The organism is Massilia sp. Root418, assembly GCF_001425265.1.
Taxonomy (GTDB): domain Bacteria; phylum Pseudomonadota; class Gammaproteobacteria; order Burkholderiales; family Burkholderiaceae_D; genus Rugamonas.
Map to the genome: position 1 here is coordinate 870,507 of NZ_LMEC01000011.1, position 21,833 is coordinate 892,339.

The 21,833-nt window shown below is 66.6% G+C and carries 24 protein-coding genes; 10 read left to right on the plus strand and 14 right to left on the minus strand.

Features of this window, described 5'->3' with window-relative positions:
• Position 1: 1 nt before the first annotated feature.
• From ASC94_RS11325 to ASC94_RS11335, 3 genes are all read right to left on the minus strand, one after another.
• A complete protein-coding gene (locus ASC94_RS11325) occupies positions 2-628 on the minus strand; it encodes a glutathione S-transferase family protein (RefSeq protein WP_056395036.1) in 627 nt (208 codons plus the stop codon).
• A 14-nt stretch (positions 629-642) separates the two neighbouring features.
• Complete coding sequence (gene lexA, locus ASC94_RS11330) at positions 643-1,299, minus strand: transcriptional repressor LexA (protein ID WP_056394455.1); 657 nt, start codon at positions 1,297-1,299, stop codon at positions 643-645.
• Positions 1,300-1,399: 100 nt separating this feature from the next.
• Complete coding sequence (locus ASC94_RS11335; protein ID WP_056394459.1) at positions 1,400-2,416, minus strand: DUF4351 domain-containing protein; 1,017 nt, start codon at positions 2,414-2,416, stop codon at positions 1,400-1,402.
• 174 nt (positions 2,417-2,590) lie between these two features.
• Here ASC94_RS11335 and rpsF point away from each other — a divergent pair, with 174 nt between their 5' ends.
• From rpsF to ASC94_RS11385, 10 genes are all read left to right on the plus strand, one after another.
• Complete coding sequence (rpsF, locus tag ASC94_RS11340) at positions 2,591-2,968, plus strand: 30S ribosomal protein S6 (protein ID WP_056394461.1); 378 nt, start codon at positions 2,591-2,593, stop codon at positions 2,966-2,968.
• Between the two features lie 31 nt (positions 2,969-2,999).
• Complete coding sequence (gene priB, locus ASC94_RS11345) at positions 3,000-3,302, plus strand: primosomal replication protein N (protein ID WP_056394463.1); 303 nt, start codon at positions 3,000-3,002, stop codon at positions 3,300-3,302.
• Position 3,303: 1 nt separating this feature from the next.
• The gene (gene rpsR / locus ASC94_RS11350) at positions 3,304-3,594 is read left to right on the plus strand and encodes a 30S ribosomal protein S18 (protein ID WP_008450941.1); all 291 of its coding nucleotides are present in this window, start codon (positions 3,304-3,306) and stop codon (positions 3,592-3,594) included.
• A 33-nt stretch (positions 3,595-3,627) separates the two neighbouring features.
• Positions 3,628-4,080: a 50S ribosomal protein L9 gene (gene rplI, locus ASC94_RS11355; RefSeq protein WP_056394466.1), complete on the plus strand. Its 453-nt coding sequence runs from the start codon at positions 3,628-3,630 to the stop codon at positions 4,078-4,080.
• 109 nt (positions 4,081-4,189) lie between these two features.
• Positions 4,190-5,575 carry a replicative DNA helicase gene (locus ASC94_RS11360; RefSeq protein ID WP_056394469.1) on the plus strand — a complete coding sequence of 462 codons (1,386 nt, stop codon included), beginning with the start codon at positions 4,190-4,192 and terminating at the stop codon, positions 5,573-5,575.
• Between the two features lie 90 nt (positions 5,576-5,665).
• Positions 5,666-6,292, plus strand: coding sequence for a DUF47 domain-containing protein (locus ASC94_RS11365; RefSeq protein WP_056394474.1), 627 nt, complete (start codon positions 5,666-5,668; stop codon positions 6,290-6,292).
• A 25-nt stretch (positions 6,293-6,317) separates the two neighbouring features.
• Positions 6,318-7,331: an inorganic phosphate transporter gene (locus ASC94_RS11370; RefSeq protein WP_056394477.1), complete on the plus strand. Its 1,014-nt coding sequence runs from the start codon at positions 6,318-6,320 to the stop codon at positions 7,329-7,331.
• Between the two features lie 160 nt (positions 7,332-7,491).
• A complete protein-coding gene (locus tag ASC94_RS11375) occupies positions 7,492-7,788 on the plus strand; it encodes a hypothetical protein (RefSeq protein WP_157201386.1) in 297 nt (98 codons plus the stop codon).
• Positions 7,789-7,862: 74 nt separating this feature from the next.
• Entirely contained in the window at positions 7,863-8,855 is a 993-nt protein-coding gene (locus ASC94_RS11380; RefSeq protein WP_056394483.1) for a bile acid:sodium symporter family protein, read from the plus strand.
• Positions 8,852-9,373 carry a GNAT family N-acetyltransferase gene (locus ASC94_RS11385; protein ID WP_307718833.1) on the plus strand — a complete coding sequence of 174 codons (522 nt, stop codon included), beginning with the start codon at positions 8,852-8,854 and terminating at the stop codon, positions 9,371-9,373. The genes ASC94_RS11380 and ASC94_RS11385 overlap by 4 nt, the downstream gene beginning before the upstream one ends.
• Before the next feature lie 15 nt (positions 9,374-9,388).
• Here ASC94_RS11385 and ASC94_RS11390 read toward each other — a convergent pair whose 3' ends face one another.
• From ASC94_RS11390 to ASC94_RS11440, 11 genes are read right to left on the minus strand one after another with little or no spacing between them, the layout of a single operon-like run.
• On the minus strand, positions 9,389-11,815 hold the full coding sequence (locus ASC94_RS11390) for a hypothetical protein (RefSeq protein WP_157201387.1): 2,427 nt from the start codon (positions 11,813-11,815) through the stop codon (positions 9,389-9,391).
• A gap of 43 nt (positions 11,816-11,858) precedes the next feature.
• Entirely contained in the window at positions 11,859-13,163 is a 1,305-nt protein-coding gene (locus ASC94_RS11395) for a LytR C-terminal domain-containing protein (RefSeq protein ID WP_056394492.1), read from the minus strand.
• Between the two features lie 12 nt (positions 13,164-13,175).
• Positions 13,176-14,114: a type II secretion system F family protein gene (locus tag ASC94_RS11400; RefSeq protein ID WP_056394494.1), complete on the minus strand. Its 939-nt coding sequence runs from the start codon at positions 14,112-14,114 to the stop codon at positions 13,176-13,178.
• Positions 14,115-14,143: 29 nt separating this feature from the next.
• Positions 14,144-15,115, minus strand: coding sequence for a type II secretion system F family protein (locus ASC94_RS11405; protein WP_056394496.1), 972 nt, complete (start codon positions 15,113-15,115; stop codon positions 14,144-14,146).
• Between the two features lie 10 nt (positions 15,116-15,125).
• Positions 15,126-16,502 (minus strand): CpaF family protein, encoded by a 1,377-nt coding sequence (locus tag ASC94_RS11410; RefSeq protein ID WP_056394499.1) that lies wholly within the window; start codon positions 16,500-16,502, stop codon positions 15,126-15,128.
• Positions 16,503-16,536: 34 nt separating this feature from the next.
• Positions 16,537-17,691: an AAA family ATPase gene (locus tag ASC94_RS11415; protein ID WP_056394502.1), complete on the minus strand. Its 1,155-nt coding sequence runs from the start codon at positions 17,689-17,691 to the stop codon at positions 16,537-16,539.
• A gap of 32 nt (positions 17,692-17,723) precedes the next feature.
• Positions 17,724-18,179: a TadE/TadG family type IV pilus assembly protein gene (locus ASC94_RS11420; RefSeq protein WP_056394505.1), complete on the minus strand. Its 456-nt coding sequence runs from the start codon at positions 18,177-18,179 to the stop codon at positions 17,724-17,726.
• Positions 18,176-18,697: a TadE/TadG family type IV pilus assembly protein gene (locus ASC94_RS11425; RefSeq protein WP_056394508.1), complete on the minus strand. Its 522-nt coding sequence runs from the start codon at positions 18,695-18,697 to the stop codon at positions 18,176-18,178. The genes ASC94_RS11420 and ASC94_RS11425 overlap by 4 nt, the downstream gene beginning before the upstream one ends.
• 8 nt (positions 18,698-18,705) lie before the next feature.
• Positions 18,706-19,977 carry a pilus assembly protein TadG-related protein gene (locus ASC94_RS11430; RefSeq protein WP_056394511.1) on the minus strand — a complete coding sequence of 424 codons (1,272 nt, stop codon included), beginning with the start codon at positions 19,975-19,977 and terminating at the stop codon, positions 18,706-18,708.
• Between the two features lie 8 nt (positions 19,978-19,985).
• Complete coding sequence (locus tag ASC94_RS11435; protein ID WP_056394514.1) at positions 19,986-20,264, minus strand: hypothetical protein; 279 nt, start codon at positions 20,262-20,264, stop codon at positions 19,986-19,988.
• Positions 20,265-20,287: 23 nt separating this feature from the next.
• Positions 20,288-21,826 carry a type II and III secretion system protein family protein gene (locus tag ASC94_RS11440; protein ID WP_056394518.1) on the minus strand — a complete coding sequence of 513 codons (1,539 nt, stop codon included), beginning with the start codon at positions 21,824-21,826 and terminating at the stop codon, positions 20,288-20,290.
• Positions 21,827-21,833 lie beyond the last annotated feature (7 nt).

Here is a 21,833-nt window from a genome sequence, read left to right on the forward strand (position 1 = left end):
CTTACCAGGGCTGGGCGCCTTCCATGCGGTAGGGATGGCGCCAGCCGGGCAGGGCCGCGATGCGGTCCAGCCAGGCCTGCACGCGCGGCGGGTAGGCCACACCGGCCTGTTCGGGCCAGTACATATAGCCGCAGATGGAAAAATCGGCCACGCTGACGTCGTCGTCGAGCAGGAAGGCGCGGCCGTCGGACAGTTCATCGTCCAGCCGATCGATGTCGGCGTTGAAACGGTTGCGGAACCACGGCAGCACCGTGCCGGCGTAGGCCTGCGGATCGAACTTCTGGCCATAGCGCAGGTGCGCCATCGAGAAGCCGATGCGGTTCGCTTCCCAGAACAGCCATTCGCGCACGCGCTCCAGGCGCTGCGGGCTTTCTCCACCGAACTTGTTCAAGTGCTCCGCCAGGTGCAGCAGGATGGCGTTCGACTGCACGTAAGCCTGGCCGTCGTGCACCAGCAAGGGCACTTCGCCGTATTTGGCCAGGCTGCGGAAGGGCTCGGGGCGCTCGCTGCGCTGCAGGCGCAGATCAATTTCTTCATACGCGTGCGGCACCTGGGCCACTTCCATGGCCAGCTTCACTTTGTAGCTGTGGCCGGATTCGCAGTTTCCGTAGAGTGTGAAGGCGCCCATGCCGCTCCCCGTCATCAGTGCCAGCTGCGCAGCAGGCCGACCGCCAGGCCTTCCAGCGCGAATTCCTCGGCTTCCGGATTGACGGTAATTACCTTGAAATCCGGATTTTCAGGAAACAATTCGATGGTGGAGCCGGTCTTCTTGTAGCGCTTCACGGTCACTTCGTTGCCGATGCGGGCCACGACAATCTGGCCGTTCTTGGCGCTGTCCACCTTTTTCACCGCCAGCAGGTCGCCGTCCATGATGCCGACGTCGCGCATCGATTCGCCGCGCACCTTGAGCAGGAAGTCCGGCTTGGCGGAGAACAGGGCGGGGTCCACGCTGTAGCTGGTTTCCAGGTTCTCCTGCGCCAGGATGGGCGAGCCCGCAGCCACGCGGCCGATCAGCGGCAGCGACATCATGCTGGACGCGGCGGCGGCGGCCGCATTCGCCACCTTGGTGGCGGCGCTTTCAGCATGCACGCCGAGCAGGCGGATGCCGCGCGACGTGCCTGCCGCGATCTCGATGGCGCCCTTGCGCGCCAGCGCCTGCAGGTGTTCCTCGGCGGCGTTGGCCGACTTGAAGCCCAGTTCGTTGGCGATCTCGGCGCGGGTGGGCGGGAAGCCGGTGTTGTCGATGGCGTCCTTGATCAGATTAAGGATTTGTTCCTGGCGTGCGGTGAGCTTGATCATGGTGCGTTTTCGCTCTGAGAGCTGTGGATATAGACAGACTGTATTTTTGTACAGTGTGAGCGCTAATGCAAGGGATTTTGTTGAAGCGCGCGAAATATTTTCACTCTGCCGGCTGAATTAGCTCGTCCAGGCTGGCCGCCTGCAGAATTTTGTCCTCCAAGGCCGTCAATTCGGCCGTCCCCGCCACGGCGATGCGCTGCTCGGCGGACGGGGGAAGCGGGCCGAATCGCAACCGCAGCAGCTTGCGGACCAGGGCGCGGCGGCCCTCCTGCCGGCCTTCTTCACGGCCTAGCTCCAGGCCTTGTTCCCGGCCCTCGCCCAAGCCTACCTCCCAGCCTTCCTGCAGGCCGTCCTTGCGTGCCTTGTCCTTGGCCATGCGTATCATGAGGTTTTCGAATGGCATTTCATTACTCCTGTTCAGTTCGTCGATCCGCAAGGCCAGCTGGTTCTGCAAGTGGCCGGGGATCTTCATCATCCAGTCTAGTACATTGAAAAGATCGAGTACGCGTTGCGCATCCCACTGCCGCTGATAAAGCAAAGCGGTCAGCATGGCCTTGAACTCGAAGCGCTGCTCATCTTGCCCGCGCGTGCGCAACGTCATCAGGTGGGCTGCAGTGAGCAGGGCGAACGCGTTGGGGCTGGCCAGCAGCCTGTCCAGGCGCGGCCAGTAGTCGAGCAGCTTGGCTACAGGGAAGATGATGCTGGTTTCGCACCTGCACATGTCGTAGCGGTAACTGTCGGGCCGCCAGCCGGGATGCGGGTCGGCCAGTATCACCAGCGTGCTGACGGGGCTGCGGAAGCGGTCGTAAATCCGGTAGTGATAGGTAAAAATGCGTTCGGCAAAACCCTTTTCCCGGCTGCGCTGGATTTCAATGTGGATGTAGAGCAGGCCGGCTGCGCCGTCTCTGCCCGCTACCTGGACCAGCTTGTCCAACCTGCGGCGGCCCAGGCCGGCGTCGCGCACGACCTGCGCCAGTTCCTGGTCCAGGAAGCTGTGCGGCTGGCGCCAGTCGATGGCGTCGTGCGCCTGAGGGAAGAAAAAGGCCATGAATTCGCGGAAGTAGCCCATGACGGCGCTTTTCCATGGCGTGTCGTAGTCGTCGGCGGGCTGGTTCATGGGCTGTAGCATGCGCGCCCCCGGGGCGGACGGCTTTGCGGCGGGTCAAGGCGGTGCAGGGCGTGCTGCTGCTTGATTTTTCAGCGGAAACAGGCTATAGTCGCGGGCTTACCTCTTCCCACACCCGTCTTGACGCCGGGGTGGGCTATATTCACAGTCCTTAAGGGAGTTTTCATGCGTCACTATGAAATCGTATTTATCGTCCATCCGGACCAAAGCGAGCAAGTGCCCGCGATGATCGAACGTTACAAAGCCAGCGTGACATCGCGCGGCGGTAACGTGCATCGCGTGGAAGATTGGGGCCGCCGTCAAATGGCTTACTCGATCCAGAAACTGGCTAAAGCACACTACATCTGCATGAACATCGAGTGCGACAACGAGACCCTGGTCGAGCTGGAAACCGCATTCAAATTCAATGATGCCGTGCTGCGTCACCTGACCGTGAAAATGAAGAAAGCGGAAACCGCTCCTTCGCCGATGATGAAGTCGGTACAACGTGAAGACGCGGCCAAGAGCCATCGCGCCGAAGCCCAAGCAGCTGCAGCGGCCTAACCGGCCAGTTGAGTATTGACCAGGATCTGAACTGAACCAGCTACAGGTAACCGCCCTCATCACCGAACGGGACACCATCAGGTACACCCCGGCCGGCATGCCGATTGTCACTGCAGTCTTGCAGCACAGTTCGCAGCAGATGGAGGCCGGCATTGCCCGCCTCACCGAATTCGAAGTCCCGGCCCTTGCAGCAGGAGACCTTGCAAAACGGTTCGAAGCGGCGCCCCTCGGCGGTGTGTATCAGTTCAGCGGCTTCCTGGCCAAGAAAAACCGCAATAGCAGAAGCCTGGTGTTTCACATCATTGATTTTAGTTTATTAGATACAGGAGCCTAAAATGGCATTCGGTAAAAAGTTCGACAAAAACAAGCTCAAGCTGAAAGAAAAGCGCAAGCAACAGAACCCACTGTTCAAACGTAAGAAGTTCTGCCGCTTCACCGCTGCAAACGTTGAGCAAGTGGACTACAAAGACGTAGACACGCTGAAAGATTTCGTCCAGGAAAACGGCAAGATCATGCCAGCACGCCTGACCGGTACCAAGGCGCACTACCAGCGTCAAGTTGACACCGCGATCAAGCGCGCTCGCTATCTGGCCCTGCTGCCGTACACCGATCTGCACCACGCTTAATTAGCGCAGTCAGATTAGAAACTGGAGAGAACTATGCAAATCATTCTGTTGGAAAAAGTTGTTAACGTCGGCAACCTGGGCGACGTGGTTAAGGTCAAGGACGGCTACGCACGTAACTTCCTGATCCCGCAAAAGCTGGCCCGCCGCGCCACCACCGCCGCTGTTGCTGAATTCGAAGCAAAGCGCGCTGAACTGGAAAAAGCTGCTGCCGTTAAACTGGCTGCTGCGCAAGCCCAAGGCGAGAAACTGAACGGCATGACCGTGACCGTTTCGCAAAAAGCTGGCGTGGACGGCCGTCTGTTCGGTTCCGTGACCAACTTCGACATCGCTGAAGCCCTGAGCAAAGCTGGTTTCGCTGTTGAAAAGGCTGCCGTGCGCATGCCTAACGGCCCGCTGAAAGTCACCGGCGAGCACGCCGTGTCGGTATCGCTGCACACCGACGTGGTGGTCGACGTGACCGTTGCTGTCGTTGGCGAAGCTGCCTAAGTTTTGTTGTAGAGAAGTCTACAGCTAGACTGTTGTACATATAGAAAAGCCGGGCTTGCCCGGCTTTTTTATTTTTTGCCCTTGCACCGAAGCAGGTATAATTCGCGCCATGAACACCCCCTCCGATCCACAGGTAGATTCGCTCCGCATTCCGCCGCATTCCATCGAAGCAGAACAGTCCGTCATCGGCGGCCTGCTGCGCGACAATGCCGCGTTCGACCGCATCGCGGATTTCATGAATCCCGACGACTTCTACCGCTATGATCACCGCATCATCTTCGAACAGATCGTCCGCCTGATCAACGGCTCCAAGCCGGCCGACGTGCTGACCGTGTTTGAAGCGCTGTCCATGCTGGGCAAGGCGGACGAGGTGGGCGGCATGGCCTACCTGAACGCGATGGCGCAAAACACGCCATCGGCTGCCAACATCCGCCGCTACGCCGAGATCGTGCGCGACCGCGGCATTTTGCGCCAGCTCATCACCGTCGCCGACGAGATCTCCGGCCAGGCCTTCAGCCCGCAGGGCAAGGAGGTCAAGCAGATGCTGGATGAGGCCGAATCGAAAATCTTCGCCATCGCCGAGCAGGGCGCGCGCGGCGCGCAGGGCTGGCTGGCGGTGCAGCCGCTGCTGACCCAGGTGGTCGAGCGGATCGATGAGCTCTACAGCCGCGACAATCAAAGCGAAATCACCGGCGTGCCGACCGGCTTCATCGACCTGGACCGCATGACTTCCGGCCTGCAGCCTGGCGACCTGGTCATCGTGGCGGGACGCCCGTCCATGGGCAAGACCGCGTTCTCGGTCAACATCGGCGAGAACGTGGCGGTGGACGCCGGCCTGCCGGTGGCGATCTTCTCGATGGAGATGGGCGGCACCCAGCTGGCCATGCGTATGCTGGGCTCGGTGGGCATGCTGGACCAGCACCGCCTGCGGACCGGCAAGCTGAACGACGAAGACTGGCCGCGCCTGACCAACGCCATCCAGAAAATGAACGACGCCCAGGTGTTCATCGACGAAACCCCGGCGCTGAACCCGATTGAAATGCGGGCGCGCGCGCGCCGTTTGTCGCGCCAGTGCGGCAAGCTGGGCCTGATTATCGTCGACTACCTGCAGCTGATGCAGGGCAGCAAGCCGGGCGACAACCGCGCCTCGGAGATTTCCGAAATCTCGCGTTCGCTCAAGGGCCTGGCCAAGGAACTGCACTGTCCCGTCATCGCGCTGTCGCAGCTGAACCGCTCGCTGGAGCAGCGTCCCAACAAGCGCCCGGTGATGTCGGACTTGCGCGAATCCGGCGCTATCGAGCAGGATGCGGACGTGATCATCTTCCTGTACCGGGACGAGGTCTACAACCCGGACTCGCCCGAGAAAGGCACGGCCGAGATCATTATCGGTAAGCAGCGTAACGGCCCGATCGGCGCAATACGTTTGACCTGGATGGGCATGTACACCAAGTTCGGCAACTACAGCGGTGCGCTGACGACCTACCAGGGCGACTAAGTTTTACTTTCCCGCAGTACCCGCAATTTTTCTGAAGGCCGCCGCCTGGCGGCTGCCTGCAGTAACGATGAATCATGATTGGAGAACGATATGTTTGGACGCTTGATGCCCACCGAGGGCAAATTTTTTGACCTGTTCAACCAGCACGCGGAACTGTGCGTCAAAGGCGCCAAGGAAATGCTGGCCCTGATGACCAACTTCGACGACCTGGAAAACCGCGTGCACGCCATCGAAGGCATCGAGAAACAGGCCGACAAGATCACCTACGCCACGGTGGACCTGCTGCACAAGACCTTCATCACCCCGATCGACCGCGACGATATCCACAAGCTGATCACCAAGATGGACGACATCCTGGACCTGATGGAAGACGCCGGCCAGACCGTGTCGCTGTATGACCTGCACTCGGTGACCCCGGAAGCGAAGCGCCTGGCTGAACTGGTGCTGGCCTGCACCGAGAAAGTCAAGGATGCGGTGGCCCTGCTGCACAACATGGACAACTCGCGCCAGATCGTCGCCATCTGCGAAGAGATCGACCGCCTGGAATCGGACGCCGACCACGTGATGCGCGCCGCCATGTCCAAGCTGTTCCGCGACGAGCCGGACGTGCGCAACCTGATCAAGATGAAGGCCATCTACGAAATCCTGGAAACGGTGACCGACCGTTGCGAAGATGTGGCCAACATCATCGAAGGCATCATCGTCGAAAACGCGTAATCGCCACCAAGAAAAAGAACAATCCATGAATAGCGTACAAATGAGCATCTATGTGCTGGGAGTGCTGATCTTCCTGGCGCTGGTGTTTGACTTCATGAATGGCTTCCACGACGCGGCGAACGCGATCGCCACCGTGGTCTCGACCGGCGTGCTCAAGCCGCAGACCGCCGTCGCCATGGCCGCCTGCTTCAATTTCATCGCCATCTTCGTGTTCCACCAGCTGACCGTGGCCGCCACGGTGGGCAAGGGCACCATCGACCCCGCTGTGGTGGACCAGTACGTCATCTTCGGCGCGCTGATGGGCGCCATCGTGTGGAACCTGGTCACCTGGTACTACGGCATTCCGTCCTCGTCCTCGCACGCGCTGATCGGCGGCCTGGTGGGCGCGGCGGTGGCCAAGTCCGGCACCGGCGCGCTGGTATCGGCCGGCCTGATCAAGACCGTGATGTTCATCGTGCTGTCGCCGCTGCTGGGCTTCATCTTCGGTTCGCTGATGATGCTGCTGGTGTCGTGGATCTTCGTGCGCACCACGCCGCGCAAGGTCGACACCTGGTTCCGCCGCCTGCAGCTGGCTTCGGCCGCGGCGTACTCGCTGGGCCACGGCGGCAATGACGCGCAAAAAACCATCGGCATCATCTGGATGCTGCTGATCGCGGCCGGCTACTCGGCTTCGACCGACGCCTCGCCGCCGCTGTGGGTGATCGTGTCCTGCTACACGGCGATCAGCTTCGGCACGCTGTTCGGCGGCTGGCGCATCGTCAAGACCATGGGCCAGAAAATCACCAAGCTGAAACCGGTGGGCGGCTTCTGCGCCGAAACCGGCGGCGCCATCACCTTGTTTACCGCCACCGCCCTGGGCGTGCCGGTGTCCACCACCCACACCATCACCGGCGCCATTGTCGGCGTGGGCTCGGCACAGAAGATGTCCGCCGTGCGCTGGGGCGTGGCCGGCAACATCGTCTGGGCCTGGATCTTCACCATCCCCGCTTCGGCCTTCGTGGCGGCGATCTCCTGGTGGATCGGCAAGCACATCCTGTAAGCCTGCCCTGGAAGACGCGCAGCGCATGCCGCCCGGTGTGCACTGGGCGGCATTTTTTTTTGTTCTTTCGATAAGGAGGGCCGGCCTTGCGGCGCCCGGCCGCTACCAGGCGTGCGCCTACAGCGGCGGCACCGGGGCGGCGGCACCTGGCCGCTACTGCGTGCAATTCGATGCCGGCGCCGGGCCCGACGCGTGCGCGGCGCCGGCCGATCCCACGGCGCTCAGGCTGGCGCCGCTGCGGACGTCGGGCGTGACCCTGCTGGTGGAAGGCGCTGCCGTGACCGCATGCCAGGCCGCCTGGCTGTCGCGGCACCTGGTCTTCCGGCCCGGATCGGCGTCGCCGTTTTCATCGGCCAGCGGCACGCTGCCGCTGGCCATCAGCCCGGACAACGTGGCCGGCCTGGAGCGCAGCGCAGGCACTGCGGCCGCCGGCCCGTTCGCGGCCCGCTGCCAGTAGCGGGGCGCCACCCGGGCCGGCGGTTGGGCGCAGCAGCGGCCGGCCATGCGGCCTGCGGCTGCTAAAATACGGCCATGTCCTCCATCCTCGCTCCGCTGCGCCGCCTCCGGCCCGACAACTTCACGCTTGCCCTGCTGCTCACGGTAGCCATCGCCAGCCTCCTGCCTGCCACCGGCCGCGTGGCCGGGGGCTTCGGCGCCGTCACCACGGCCGCCATCGCCGCGCTGTTCTTCTTCCACGGTGCCAAGCTGCCGCGCGAAGCCATCGTGGCCGGCATGACGCATTGGCGCCTGCACCTGCTGGTGCTGTGCTGCACCTTCGTGCTGTTCCCGCTGCTGGGCCTGCTGCTCAAGCCGCTGGCGATGACCATGCTCACGCCCGACCTCTACATCGGCATGCTGTTCCTGTGCATGCTGCCGTCCACGGTGCAGTCGTCGATCGCCTTCACCGCGGTCGGGCGCGGCAACGTGGCCGCCGCCGTGTGCAGCGCGTCGGCCTCCAATTTCCTTGGCATCTTTCTCACGCCATTGCTGGTGAGTGCGCTGGTGGTGCATGGCCCGGCGGGCAAGTCGTCCATGGACGCGGTGCTGTCCATCGTGCTGCAGTTGCTGCTGCCTTTCATTGCCGGGCAGTGCATGCGGGGCTGGATAGGCGGCTGGGTGGACCGCCACAAGCCCATGCTCAAGTACGTCGACCAGGGCTCCATCCTGCTGGTGGTGTACACCGCCTTCAGCCGCTCCGTCAACGAAGGGCTGTGGCTGAAGGTGGGGGCGCCATCGCTGCTGGCGCTGACGCTGCTGTGCTGCGTGCTGCTGGCCGTGGTGCTGGCCCTGACGGGGTGGATCAGCCGCCGCCTGGGCTTTTGCAAGGAAGACCAGGTGACCATCGTGTTCTGCGGCTCCAAGAAAAGCCTGGCCAGCGGCGTGCCCATGGCTAAGGTGCTGTTCGCCACGTCCTCGCTGGGCGTGGTGATCCTGCCGCTGATGCTGTTCCACCAGATCCAGCTGATGGTGTGCGCGGTGCTGGCGCAGCGCTTCGCCAGCCGCGCGGAACAGGCCGCGCCGTGAGCGGGACGGCCGGCGGCGGGGCGATGCGCGGGGCACTGCAGGTGCACGCTGCCGATCCGGGATCGCCGGAGGCGCTGCTGCTGATGGCGGAGCTGTCGGCCGTGCTGGCCGCCATCACCGGCGACAGCGGGCAGTCGTCCTTCGACGCGGACGATGTGCGCGGCCCGCTGGCGCGCTTTGCCGTGGCGCGCAACGGGCACGGCGAGGCGGTGGGCTGCGGCGCGTTCCGGCCGCTGGAACAGGGCGTGGCGGAAGTGAAGCGCATGTATGCGCGGCACGGCCATGGCGGCCAGGGCGGCGAGGGCGGTGACTGCGCCGGCGGGGGCATCGGCAGCGCGGTGCTGGCCTTCCTGGAACAGGAAGCCGCAGCGCTGGGCTACCAGGCGCTGCGGCTGTCGACGCGCCGCGTCAACACGCGGGCGGTGGCGTTCTATGCGGCGCGCGGCTACCGCGTCATTCCCAACTTCGGCCGCTACGCCGTCAAGCCCGAGTCCATCTGCTTTGAGAAGCGGCTGTAACCCGGGCCCGCGCCATCAGTTGATGGTGATGTTGCCTATAGAGGTAGTGCCGCCTGGCGTGACGACCGTCACGGTCAGCTTGCCCTTCGACGTCTGCGTCGGGCAGCCAACAGTGATCAGATAGGACGGGGGAATAATGTTGCCACCGACCGGGCGCACGACGTTCGGGATTTTGATGGTGCTGGGTGAGGCAGGGGCGCCGCTAGCGCCGAATAAGGCAGTCATGGATACGACCGTCCCGGCAGGCATGATGTTGCCCACAACGTCTTTTACGGTGACCATGATGTCGGCGGTCAGGTTAGCGTTGCACTCTGGGGCGGCCGGCGAAAACACGATGTTCGCGTTACTGCCAGAGAAGATCTCACCGAGCTGAGCCGAGATATATTGCACTTGCGGGCTGAATGTTGCGGGTGAACGTAACACGCCGTTGTACACGCCATCGCCCGGCGAGCTGCAGCGACTGTTGGTATTGGGGCCGATACACCTCTCGCCTGGCGACCACGCGTGGTTCTCGTCGTCGTCGCGGTAGATGTCAGGGCTGAGGTCCGTGAAACTGTCCCCGTTGTCGTACACATTGTTGCCGTTCGCATCGAACAGTGTCTCCTCGCCCAAGGCATAGGCTAGCACGACGACCTTGCCGTTCGGATTGCGCGGCGCGCCGGAGCGGAGCTCGACCGTGCAAGTGCCGGACCCTGGACCGACGCGGGAGTTGGTAGTTTGCGAAGTGCCGGGGGAAACGCCGGGTACGACGTTATCGGGCGTGGCGCCGGGCGGCGGCAGCGAACCGGTGACGCACGATGCGCCTATGGTGCCGCTGTTGGTGGTGAAATTGACGGCAGTGCCATCCGGCGCCGGGTTGCCGAAATGGTCGCCCAGCGCGACAGTGATGAAGGTGCAGTGCTGGTCGAAGTCGCGACCCTCACAATTGCCGGTTGAGCTGGACAGGGATATGTGTGCTTGGTCTGGTACGCCTGTGGAGATTACCAGAATGTTGGACAGCGTGGTGAGCGTGGTGCCGCGCACGGTGGCTACCACGCGGACCGACGTGGGGATGGTGCCGGCGGTGACCAGCGTGGTCACCGTGCCGTCCGCCGCCGAGGTGGCCGATGACGGGCTCAGGGTCAGGCCGCCAACCGTGTCCGTTCTCGTCGTGTCGGCGAACAGGAAGTCGATCTGCTTGCCGGATACGGGATTGCCGGTCACGTCCATCACCTGGAAGGTGAGCGTGGAGAATTCCTGGCGCCCGAAGCCGCCGGTTCCCTTCAGCGAGATATTCGTGGAGTTGGCGTTGATGAACTTGAGTGATCCGGCGGCGGCCGGCAGCACCGTCAGGATGCCGGTCTTGGTGACCGTGGTGCCGCCCAGCGCGACGCTGGCGGTGATGACGTCGGCCACGCCGCAGCCGCGGTCCGAGTAGCTGGCTGTGGCCACGCCGTTCTGCGTCAGCACCGGSGAGCCGATGGCGGCTTTGCCTGCCGAGACGCATGGCGAGGTGAAGGTGACTGGCAGTACCGGCTGGTAAGGCGTGCCGTCACTGAGCACCGTCACCGTGATGCTGGCGTTGCCGCCTGCCGACAGCGTGGACGGCGTCATGGACATGCTGCTGAGCGTAAGCACCTTGAACGCGACGCTGTAGTTCAGCGAGGCCGAGGAAGGCACGCTGCCCAGGTTTGCGGCGGCCTGCGCCGTATAGGCGCCCGCTTGCGTGCCGGCCAGCAGGCCGACCTTGGCCACGCCGCTGGCGTTGGTCAGCGCGGTGCCAGAGGGTGGATCCATGACGGCGGTCTTGTCGCTGCTGGTAAAGGTGACTGCGACATTCTGCTGTGGCACCCCGGCATTGTCCCTGACGGTGGCATTCAGCGTGCCGCTGCGCTCGGGCGAGATGGCGCTGGTGGCCGCTCCGGCTGCGTCGGTCAGGGTGAGCGCGACCATGCTTGCCGGGGCGCTGACAGCGTAGCTGATCTGCGCGGTCAGGCTGGCGGTGCCAAGGACTGCTGTTGCAGTGGCAGTGAAGGCGCCAGCCTGCGTGCCAGCGTTCAGGCCGATTTTCGCCACGCCGCTGGCATCGGTCAGGGCGCTGCCGGCGGCGGGGCTGAGCACGGCCGTCTTGTCGGTGGTGGTGACCGTGATGGTGACGTTGGGGACCGCGACGCCGCGCGCGTCTTTCAGCGTCAGCACCAGCGTGCCGCTGCGCTGCTGCGAGATGGCGGTGATGGCGGCGCCGCTGGCATCAGTCAGCGCCATGGCCAGCGTGGAGGCGGTGCTGGGCGTGCTGCTGGTGGTGCCGCCGCAGGAGGGCAGGGCCGGGTCGCGTCCGGCGTCCAGGGTGACGCAGCCGCCGCTGGGGCCGCCACCGCCGCCGCCGCAGGCGGTCAGCAGGCTCGCCAGGACGGCGGCCATCAGGAATTGTGCTGCCCGTGTGTATTTTGTAAGGTCTCGCATGTGCCACCCCGTTTTGGTTGGATTTGGAATGATGGGATTGCGTTCAGTTGCCGGTGCCGGTGCCTGCCGCTGCGCCCAGCGCGGCCAGCAGCGTGGAGGCTTCCTCCGCGCTGGCCAGCTGGGTCGGCGCATCCTTGCCCAGCACCAGGCGCAGGCTGCTGCGCGAACGCGGGCCGGCGTCCTGCAGCGTGGCCTGGCCGCGCAGCGCTGCTTGCAGCTCGCTCGCCTGCTGGCGGTAGCCGGGGCGGTATTCGATGATGGTCTGTTGCTGGCGGTAGGGTTTGTCGTTGCTCAGGCGGCCCACCGGGATGCCCAGTTGCGCCAGCGCGCGGCGGAAGCGCTTGGCCAGCCCGGGCGCGCCGTTGCCGTTGCTGATCTCCAGCGGGACCGGTGATGCGGCTGTTGCGGTGGCTGGTGCGGCGGCCGTCGCTATCGCCGATAGCCGGGGCGGCGGGAGCGCAGGCGCCAGTGCGGGGACCGGCGGCACCACCGGGGATGCTGCGGCCAGACTGGCTGCCGCATCCGCCGCAGTTTTCGCGGCTGCGGCAGCCGTGGCTTCGATGGCGGCATGGCGGACCTGGAGCTGACGCAGCTGCTCCTGCACCTGGCGCAACTCGGCGCGCGTGGGCGGCGGCAGGCCGGCGTCCAATGCCTCGCCAGCGGCAGCGGGGGCGACAGGGGCGAAGGCAGCGGGAAATGCAGGAGCCAGGGCCGGGCCGGGAGGCAGAGCAAGGGCCGGGGCCGGGATCGGCGCGGCTGCTGGTGCCGCAGCGGGTGCGCTTGTCGCTGACTGCGCGGTGGCGGCCAGCTGGGTACCGGAGGCAGCGGCGGCAGCGGCGGCTTCGGCCAGGCGCAGATTGTCTTGCGCCCTGGCGCTGGCAGCGTCCAGCGCCAGCGCGCGCCGCAGCATGGCGATAGCCGCTTGCTGGTCGCCCATCAAATGGTAGACATAGCCCAGGTTGTTGCTCAGCTGCGCCTGCGCCGGGTAGTCGACCACCAGGGCCAGCAGGGCGTCGCGCGCTTCGGCCAGGCGGCCCTGGCGCGCGTCGATGGCCGCCACGGCCATGCGAGCGTCCAGCTGGCGCCCGTCCAGGGCCAGCGATTGCGCATACGCGCCCATCGCCAGGCTGGTCTGGCCGCGTTCCTGGTGGTATTTGCCGAGCTGGTACCAGGCCGCTGCGCTCTGGTCGCTGCTCTGTTGCAGGCGCATCAGCGGCTGCACCGCCAGCGGCATCGGCTGGGGCGGCGGGGAGGCGCAGCCCAGCAGCATGGCGGTGCCGCAGGTGGCCAGCAGGGGAGCGGTCAGGCGTGCGGCGCGGGCGCGGCGGGGAGGGCGGAGAAGGGACATGGTGGACTCCTTTTATTGGCTGCTCATGCCGGGCAGCAGCACCCGGTAGATCTGGATGAAGGCCGGCCCCATCAACACCACCAGCAGGGACGGAAAAATAAAGAAAATCAGTGGGAACAGCAGTTTCAGCGCGATCTTGGCGGCGGCCTCTTCGGCGCGCTGGCGGCGCTTGGTGCGCAGCGTTTCGGATTGCACCCGCAGCGAATCGGCCACGCTGGTGCCGAAGCGTTCGGCCTGGATCAGCATGGCCACCAGCGCATCGACGTCGTCCACGCCGGTGCGCAGCGCCAGGTTGCGCAGCGCGCGGTCTTTCGGATTGCCGGCGCGCAGCTCCAGCGTCACCAGCTTGAGCTCCTCGCTCAGCACCGCGCTGCGCAAGCTGATTTCCTGCGCCACGCGGCCCAGCGCGGCGTCGATCGCCAGGCCGGCCTCCACGCACACGGTCATCAGGTCCAGCGCGTCCGGAAAGGTCTCGAAGATTTCGCGCTGGCGCTGCTTGACGCGGAGCCGCAGCAACTGGTTGGGCAGATAGTAGCCGGCCGCCGCCGCCACGAGCAGCCACATCAGCAGCGAGTTGCCCGCCAGCCGGCCGGCGCCCACGTTCAGCCCCAGGTACAGCGCCAGCGGCAGCGCGATGGCCAGCGCGGTCTTGGCCGCGAAGTACAGCGTGGGCGCGGTCGGATGGCGCAGGCCGGCGTTCATGAAGCGGGTGCGGATGGCCGAGTTTTCCCAGCTCTTCTCCGGCGCCGACAGCTGGCCCAAGGCGTTGGCCCAGCGCGTCATGCGCCGGCTCCACGGGCCGGGCGCGCGGCGGCGGCGCCCGGCCGATTCGCCCACCTCGGCCAGGCGCTGCTGCACCGGGTTGCGCGACAGGCGGCTCAGCGCCAGCAGCACGGCGCCGAACACGGCCACGAACAGCAGGGCCAGGCTGGCTAATTGGAATGGACTCATGACGCTCTCCCGGGGTGGCAGGTTCGGTACTACACGCGGATGTGGATCATCTTGCGCATGACAAAAAAGCCCAGCAGCATCTGGCCGCCGGCGAAGCCCAGCATCATGCGGCCGGCCGGGTCGGTGAACAGCACGTTCAGGAAGGCCGGGTTGGCCAGCTGTATCATGGCGGCGGCGCCGAAAGGCAGCAGGCCCAGCACCCAGGCCGACAGGCGGCCCTCGGCCGACAGCACGCGCACCTGCCCCAGCAGCTTGATGCGCTCGCGGATGATGGTGCTGATGTTGTCGAGCAGCTCGGCCAGGTTGCCGCCGGTTTCGCGCTGGATGGTGACGGCGATGACGAAGTAGCGCAGGTCCGTGCTGGGCACGCGGGTGGCCAGGTTCATCAGCGCGTCCTGCATGGCGATGCCGAAATTGACCTCGTCGAAGGCGGTAGCGAACTCGGCGGCGATCGGGTCGCGCATCTCGTTGCCCACCATGTTGAGCGCGGTGGGGAAGGCGTGCCCGGCGCGCAGCGCGCGGCCGATCAGGTCCAGCGCGTCCGGCAGCTGCTGGTCGATCTGCTGCAGGCGGCGGCGCTTGCGGCGCAGCACGTACTGCAGCGGCAGCAGGCAGCCGGCCGCGCCCACCGCCAGCGCCAGCATGGAAGGCAGGCCCAGCCACAGCGCCGCGCACGCCACCGGCAGCACGGCCAGGCCCATGATGGTGAGCAGGCGCGACACGCTCCAGCTCAGCCCGGACTGCTCCAGCAGGCGGTCCAGCTGGTGCGCGCGCGGCATGCCCAGCAGCAGGCGCTGCATCAGCGGCGACTGGCTCAGCAGGCGATGCTTGATCATCGAGCTGCCCTGGCCGTTGGCGCCGGCCGACATCATGCGCAGGCGGCGCGCGATGCGCTCGGCTTCCGGGCCGCGGGTGGCGTTCCAGCCCAGGAACAGGCCTTCCACCGCCAGCACCACGGCAATGAAAATCAGGATGCCGAACATGTAGTAGAGATAGTCCATGGCGGCCTCCTTAGCCCAGGTCCTTGCCGGGATCGAACAGCGCCTCGTCCACCGGCACCCCGAAGCTCTTCAGGCGTTCGCAGAAGCGCGGCCGCACGCCGCTGGCGCGGAAGGCGCCCAGCACCTTGCCGTGCTGGTCCACGCCGCTCTGCTTGAAGCTGAACACTTCCTGCATGGTGATGACTTCGCCCTCCATGCCGGTGATCTCGGCGATCGACAGCACCTTGCGCTTGCCGTCGGTCAGGCGCGCCACCTGCACCACCACGCCGATGGCCGAGCTGATCTGCTGGCGCATGGCTTTCACCGGCAGGGTGGCGGCCGCCATGCTGATCATGTTCTCCAGCCGCGTGAGCGCCTCGCGCGGGTTGTTGGCGTGGATGGTGGCCATGGAGCCCTCGTGGCCGGTGTTCATGGCCTGCAGCATGTCGAGCGCCTCGCCGCCGCGCACCTCGCCCAGGATGATGCGGTCGGGCCGCATGCGCAGCGCGTTGCGCACCAGCGCGCGCTGCGTCACCTCGCCCTTGCCCTCGATGTTGGGCGGGCGCGTTTCCAGCCGCACGATGTGGGGCTGCTGCAGCTGCAGCTCGGCTGCGTCCTCCACCGTGATGATGCGCTCGTTGTGGCTGATGAAGCCGGAAATCACATTGAGCATGGTGGTCTTGCCGCTGCCGGTGCCGCCCGAGATCAGGATGTTGACCTTGGCCTTGCCCAGACCCTGCAGGATGGTGGCCATGCCCCCGGTCAGGCTCTGGAATTCCACCAGGTCGGCCAGGCGCAGCGGCTCGGCGGCGAAGCGCCGGATCGACATGATGGGGCCGTCGATCGCCAGCGGCGGGATGATGGCGTTCACGCGCGAGCCGTCCGGCAGGCGCGCGTCCACCATGGGGCTCGATTCGTCGATGCGGCGCCCCACGCGCGAGACGATCTTGTCGATGATCTTCATCAGGTGGGCGTCGTCGGTGAAGCGCACCTCGCTCAGCTCCAGGCGCCCGCCGCGCTCCACGTAGACCTGGCTGTGGGTGTTGACCAGGATGTCGGACACGGTGGGATCGCACAGCAGCGGTTCCAGCGGCCCGAAGCCCAGCACCTCGAACTGGATGTCGCGCGTCAGGTTGCGCCGCTCGGCGTCGTTGATCACCACGGTGTCCTCGTCCAGCAGGCGGCTCACCAGCACCGCCAGCTCGTCGCGGATCTGGCCTTGGCTCAGCTGCTGCATGCCCTCCAGGTCCACCCGGTCCAGCAAGGCCTGGTGGGTGCGGTGCTTGAGGGCCTGGTAGGTGCTGCTGTCGACGCCGCCGGTCTTGGGCAGCGCGTAGGGGGCGGTGCTGCCGAAGGCCGAGCCGCCGCCGGTGAGCCGGTCGCGCAGCGATTGGATTTCCGTGGTCATGAGGAGTTCTCCTGGGAGGGGTCAGTGGGCCGGGTCAGGCGCGCTTGAGCATGCGCGAGAGCCAGCTGCGCGATTCTTCGGCGTTGTCGCCCACCAGGGTGCGCGCCATTTCCAGCAGCGCGCGCGAGACCGGGCTGGTGCGCGCCAGCTGCAGGATGGGCACGCCCTGGTTGACCGAGGCGGCCGCCGCCTCGTAGTGGTTGGGCACGGTCTTGTACATGGGCGAGCCGAAGGCTTCCTCGCAGTCGCTCAGGCGGATCTCGCCGCTGGCGGCATAGCGGTTGACGATCAGGTGGATCTTGTCGCGGCTGTAGTCGAGCGAGCGGAACAGGCCCAGCAGGCGCTTGCCGTCGCGGATGTAGGGCAGGGTCAGCTGCAGGATGGGGAAGATCATGTCGGCGTGGTCGAGCGCGCGCACGCTCACCGCGTCCAGGCTGCGGCCGATGTCGAGCAGCACGAAGTCGTAGTGCAGGCGCGCCAGCTGCAGCAGCTGCTCGGCGTGCTCGGGCTTGACGTCGTTGGCCTGGGCCGGATCGTCCGGCGCGGCCAGCACGTGGAAGTTGGGGCACACCTGCACCATGGAGGCGGCCAGGAAGGACGCGTCTAGGCGGTGGATCTGCTGCGCCACGTGGGACAGGGTGGCCAGCGGCTTGCGGTCGGAGACGAACAGCGACGCATCGCCGAACTGCAGGTTCAGGTCCAGCAGCGCCACGCGCTTGTTCTCCTGGGTGGCCAGGGCGTAGCCCAGGTTGGTGCCCAGGAAGGTGGCGCCGCTGCCGCCCTTGCAGGAGATAAAGGCCAGCACCTTGCCCAGCGAGCGGCTGCTGGCGCTGAGCTTGTCCTCGATGCGGCGCATGGCCGCCTGCAGCTGGGACGGATCGAGCGGCGCGGCCAGCACTTCGCGCACCCCGCTGCGCATGGCGCGCAGCAGGAATTCGGCCGGCTGTGGCTGGCACACCAGCACGATGGCCATGCCCGGGTTGCGGCTGCTGAGCACTTCCAGCTGCTCCAGGTCCGCGCTGTCCAGCGTGGCCTGGTGCAGCAGCAGCACGGCCGCGCCGCGCGTCTCCTGCAGCCGGGCCAGGGTGCCGGCCACCACGTCGATTTCGTCGGCGGTGCTGCGCTCGCGCAGCAGCCGGGCAATGTCCAGCAGATGTTTTTCCGCTTGCGATACTACGATGATACGCATGATGCTGCTCCTTCCGTGGGGCGGCCGGCCCCTCAATCGCACATCGGGTTGGCGATCCCGTCGATGGCGCTGCGCATGCTTTCGCGCGGCAGCGTGGTACTGAACGCCGGCAGCGTCAGCGCCAGCGGAATGAATGGGATGTAGGTCGGCATCGAGGTGCCGGCCAGCACGCTGACCGTGACGCTGGTGCAGGTGTTCAGGTCGCAGCCGCCGGGCGCGTAGACCACGCTGATCTGGGCCGTGGGCAGCTGGTCCAGGATGGCGGTCATGCGCGTCTTGATGGCGCTGTCGTTGACGTCGCACACCGCCGCCACGCGGGCGCCCAGGCGGGTCGCTTCCACCGCCGCGTTCCAGTAGTACAGCATGCGGCCCATTTCCATCATGCCCAGCAGCAGCATCAGGAACAGCGCCACCACGATGGCGAACTCGACTGCGGTGGTGCCGCGCTGGCGGCCCAGCCGGGCTGGCGTGGGTATCGGCGTGTTCATAGGATTTGCCGCATGGTAGTACTGACGTCGCTGAACGTGAAGCCGGCGCCGGTCAGGTTGGTAAACACCGGCAGCGGCACCACCGGGGTGAAGGTGTAGCCGCTGACGGTGACGGTGACCAGGTTGATCACGCCGCTGCCGGTGGCCTGGTTGGCGTGGGTGCCGGCGCAGCTGCTGCTGTCGCACACCGCCACCATGGCGGTGGTCAGCCCGGGCAGCAGGGTGTCGCCGCTGCAGTCGCGCGTGCCGTGCACGGCCAGGCACTGGGCGATGCCGATGTCGGCGGCGTCGCCTGGGCCCTGGCTGGACAGGTAGCGGGCCGCGTCGCGGGTGGCTTTGACCAGCGAGTTGTACTGGTAGATCGCGCGGCCCAGCTCGGTCACGCCCAGGATCAGCGGCACCAGCACCGTGGTCAGGATGGCCAGTTCGATGGCGGCGGTGCCGGCCTGGCGGCGCAGCGCCGGGCCGGGACGGCGGCTGCGCAGCGGGACGGCGGTGCAAGGGGCGAGGACAGGCATGGCCGCTCCTATTGCACCAGGGCCGGCACCAGCGGCCCCATGCTGCCGGGCCCGCCCACCGCGCCGGAGGTGGCGCAGGCGCTGGTCAGGTCGGTGGATTTGCCCCGGTATTCGAGGTAGACCTCGTCGTCGTCCTTGCCCATGGGGGCCAGCATCAGCACGCAGGCATAGCCCAGCACCGGCACCTGCTGCGAGCCGGTGCCGCCGGCCCAGGCCGCGCAATTGACGATCGGGGCGGTCACCAGGCGGCGGTCGGCGCCGTACTGCTGGTGGTTGGCCGCGCTGGTGGCGGTCGGGTTGCCGATGATGTTGATGCCGGCGGCGCTGTCGCCCTGGTAGGGCTTGAACTGCGCGCGCGCGCTCTGGAAGTTGGCCGTGGCGCCGCTGGTACCTGCATAGGCGTTGGCCTTGGACGGCCAGGTGCTGGGCGTGTAGGCGAAACCGGTGAAGTCCGGCGCGGCGCTGGTCGCGCTTTCGCTGCCCTGGTACAGGCCGAAGCGCGTGTTCCAGGCCTTGGCGAGGCTGGCCTTGTTGCCCTGTTCGCCGACGTTGCTGGTGCCGGAAGTGCTGCACTGGCCGGTGCCCTTGAGCAGGTCGGCCAGCTCGCTGGCGCCGCCGCCCGGGGGCGTGAAGTCGATCCAGTCGAAGCTGCCGGTAGCCGACGAGCTCAGCTTGCTGGTCACCCACTGGCCCACCGTCAGGCCGTTGAACGGGTTGGCGCTGGTGCCGGTGGCGGTCATGCACATGCCGATCGGAATGGCGCAGTTGGTCTGGGCCGGCGACAGCGTGGCGATGGCCTCGGCGTTGATGGCCTGGGCGCCCACGCCGAGCACCTGCATGAACCAGGGCAGCACGCCGCTCTGGTGCGGCTGGCAGCGCACATATTTCGAGGCGGCGCTGGCGCCGGCGGCGCGCGACAGGTAGGACGAGGCCGGGCCGTAGGTGGTGCTGAACTGGATGTCGGCCGCGCCCAGCTGGGCCGCGCCCAGCGGGCTGCCCTGGAAGTCGATGCGGTTGCGGCCGGCCACCGCCAGGCCCGCATTTTCCGCGTTGATGAGGAAGCTGGGGGCGCAGGCGCCGGCGGCCGGGTCGCAGGTCAGTTCGCGCGAGGCGGCCAGGGCGCAGGCGTCGGCCGCGTTCTGCAGTTCGGTCTTCTGCAGGTAGAGGCGGCCGCCGTCGAGCGCCAGGCCGGCAAAGCCGATCAGGATGGGCAGGGCGATGGCGGCGATCACGGCCACGGCGCCGCGCTGGCGCCGTCCGGCGGGGAGGAAGGTGGACATGGCGGGACCTATTTGCCTTTGCCACTGCCGCCGCCGATGCCGATGGTGAAGGCTTGCGGCTGCGGTTCCGGCGTCTGGAACGATTTCTGGTACTGGGCGTAGGCACTGGCGGCGGCGCGGCCGTCGATGCCGTCGGGCAGCGCGCCCTCGCCGCCGGCGCGCGGGTAGCGCACCTGCTGCACGGTGAGCAGGCGCAGCGACTGTTCCATGCCGGCGTCGATGCGCGGCGATTGCTGCGCGCAAGCGGCCAGCAGCGGGGCCAGGCAAAGCAAGGTGGCGGTTTTCATGGTGGACTCCTGCTGGTGAAAGGCTATTTGAGGTCGAAGCCGCCGTTGCCGGGGGCCGCTGCCGTGGGGGCGGGGGCGGGCTGGCCGGCCGGCGGCTGGCCTTCCAGCTTGCCCTGCAAGAAGAACTCGCTGCGGCTGGGCTGGATGTAGCCGTCGGTGGGCAGCCGGTAGTCCTGCGGCAGCGGCTTGACCAGGCGCGGCGTGATGACGAACACCAGCTCGCTGCGGTCGGTCTGGAAATCGCTGCTGCGGAACAGCGCGCCCAGCACGGGGATCTCGCCCAGCACCGGGAAGGCCTTGACGTTGGTGGTCACGTTGTTCTTGATCAGGCCGCCGATCGCGAAGCTCTGGCCGTCGCGCAGCTGCACCGTGGTGGTGGCGCGGCGCGTGGTGAACGAGGGCAGGATGGCGGTGGTGCTGACGCCGGTGGCGGTGATGCCCACGCCCTCCTTGTTCAGGTCGGACACCTCGGGCGCCACCTTCAGGTTGATCAGGCCGCCGGCCAGCACGGTGGGCGTGAACTTCACCGCCACCCCGAATTCCTTCTCTTCCAGCGTAATGGTCTGCTGGCCGCCGTTGTTGGTCTGCGCCACCGGGATGAAGATCTTGCCGCCGGCCAGGAAGCTGGCTTCCTGGCCGCTGATGGCCATGATGGTGGGTTCGGCCAGCACCTTGATCAGGCCGTCGCGCTTTTGCGCGTCCAGGGTCAGGAAGTTGCCGTTGCGGTTGTTGAAGCCGTCGATCACGGCCGGGTTGTTGCTCAGCAGATTGGTCAGCGCGGTGTAGGTCCAGGAACCGATGGTGCGGCTCATGCCCAGGCTGGCGCCCAGCTGGTCGACCAGGGTCTTGGACACCTCGGCCACCTTCACCTCCAGCATCACCTGCTGCGGCGCGGCGATGGCCAGCATGTTGACCACCTTGGGCCCGCCCGCCTGGCCCTGGCCTTCGCCGTGGCGCCCGCGCTGCAGATGGGCATTGGCCAGCGCCAGCACCTGCTCGGCCTGCACCACGTCGCTCACCGTGCCCGACAGGATCAGGGTGTCGCCGGCCGGCGTGATGCGCAGCGCTTCGCCCACCCGTTCCGGCAGCATGGCGTAGCTGGCCTTGAGCACGGCCGTGTCCATGTTGACCGTCACGTCCAGGATGCTGGCCTCGCCCTGCTGGTTCCACAGGATCACGTTGACGGCGCCCGGCCGCTTGCCGATCAGGTAGAGCTGGTTGGGCTGGATGTATTTGGCGTCCAGCACGCAGGGATCGCTGACGAACAGGCGCGCCACCGGTGCCTCCAGCGGCCGCAGCACGGAGCGGCCCTCGGCCAGCGCTACGGCGGTGGTGACGGCCTGCCCCTTGGCGGGCGGCAGGCGGCGCGGCGCATCCTGCGCCTTGCCTGCCTCGGCCGTGGTGGTGACGCTGTCGCAGCCGGCGGCGGGGCTGGCAACCCCGGCGGCGGCCAGGACCGTGGCCGGGAAGGCGGCCGCCAGGCAGACGGCGCTGGCCGCGCAGGCCGCGCGGGCCGGCAGCAGGCGGTGCGCCGCTGGCGCCCTTGCGTTGAGTGATTTCATGTGAGGT

Bases quoted from the DNA above. Each gene is read 5' to 3' on its own strand.
- ASC94_RS11325 (WP_056395036.1), bottom strand. From the start codon at position 628: ATGGGCGCCTTCACACTCTACGGAAACTGCGAATCCGGCCACAGCTAC.
- lexA (WP_056394455.1), bottom strand. From the start codon at position 1,299: ATGATCAAGCTCACCGCACGCCAGGAACAAATCCTTAATCTGATCAAG.
- ASC94_RS11335 (WP_056394459.1), bottom strand. From the start codon at position 2,416: ATGAACCAGCCCGCCGACGACTACGACACGCCATGGAAAAGCGCCGTC.
- rpsF (WP_056394461.1), top strand. From the start codon at position 2,591: ATGCGTCACTATGAAATCGTATTTATCGTCCATCCGGACCAAAGCGAG.
- rpsR (WP_008450941.1), top strand. From the start codon at position 3,304: ATGGCATTCGGTAAAAAGTTCGACAAAAACAAGCTCAAGCTGAAAGAA.
- rplI (WP_056394466.1), top strand. From the start codon at position 3,628: ATGCAAATCATTCTGTTGGAAAAAGTTGTTAACGTCGGCAACCTGGGC.
- ASC94_RS11360 (WP_056394469.1), top strand. From the start codon at position 4,190: ATGAACACCCCCTCCGATCCACAGGTAGATTCGCTCCGCATTCCGCCG.
- ASC94_RS11365 (WP_056394474.1), top strand. From the start codon at position 5,666: ATGTTTGGACGCTTGATGCCCACCGAGGGCAAATTTTTTGACCTGTTC.
- ASC94_RS11370 (WP_056394477.1), top strand. From the start codon at position 6,318: ATGAATAGCGTACAAATGAGCATCTATGTGCTGGGAGTGCTGATCTTC.
- ASC94_RS11380 (WP_056394483.1), top strand. From the start codon at position 7,863: ATGTCCTCCATCCTCGCTCCGCTGCGCCGCCTCCGGCCCGACAACTTC.
- ASC94_RS11395 (WP_056394492.1), bottom strand. From the start codon at position 13,163: ATGTCCCTTCTCCGCCCTCCCCGCCGCGCCCGCGCCGCACGCCTGACC.
- ASC94_RS11400 (WP_056394494.1), bottom strand. From the start codon at position 14,114: ATGAGTCCATTCCAATTAGCCAGCCTGGCCCTGCTGTTCGTGGCCGTG.
- ASC94_RS11405 (WP_056394496.1), bottom strand. From the start codon at position 15,115: ATGGACTATCTCTACTACATGTTCGGCATCCTGATTTTCATTGCCGTG.
- ASC94_RS11410 (WP_056394499.1), bottom strand. From the start codon at position 16,502: ATGACCACGGAAATCCAATCGCTGCGCGACCGGCTCACCGGCGGCGGC.
- ASC94_RS11415 (WP_056394502.1), bottom strand. From the start codon at position 17,691: ATGCGTATCATCGTAGTATCGCAAGCGGAAAAACATCTGCTGGACATT.
- ASC94_RS11420 (WP_056394505.1), bottom strand. From the start codon at position 18,179: ATGAACACGCCGATACCCACGCCAGCCCGGCTGGGCCGCCAGCGCGGC.
- ASC94_RS11425 (WP_056394508.1), bottom strand. From the start codon at position 18,697: ATGCCTGTCCTCGCCCCTTGCACCGCCGTCCCGCTGCGCAGCCGCCGT.
- ASC94_RS11430 (WP_056394511.1), bottom strand. From the start codon at position 19,977: ATGTCCACCTTCCTCCCCGCCGGACGGCGCCAGCGCGGCGCCGTGGCC.
- ASC94_RS11435 (WP_056394514.1), bottom strand. From the start codon at position 20,264: ATGAAAACCGCCACCTTGCTTTGCCTGGCCCCGCTGCTGGCCGCTTGC.
- ASC94_RS11440 (WP_056394518.1), bottom strand. From the start codon at position 21,826: ATGAAATCACTCAACGCAAGGGCGCCAGCGGCGCACCGCCTGCTGCCG.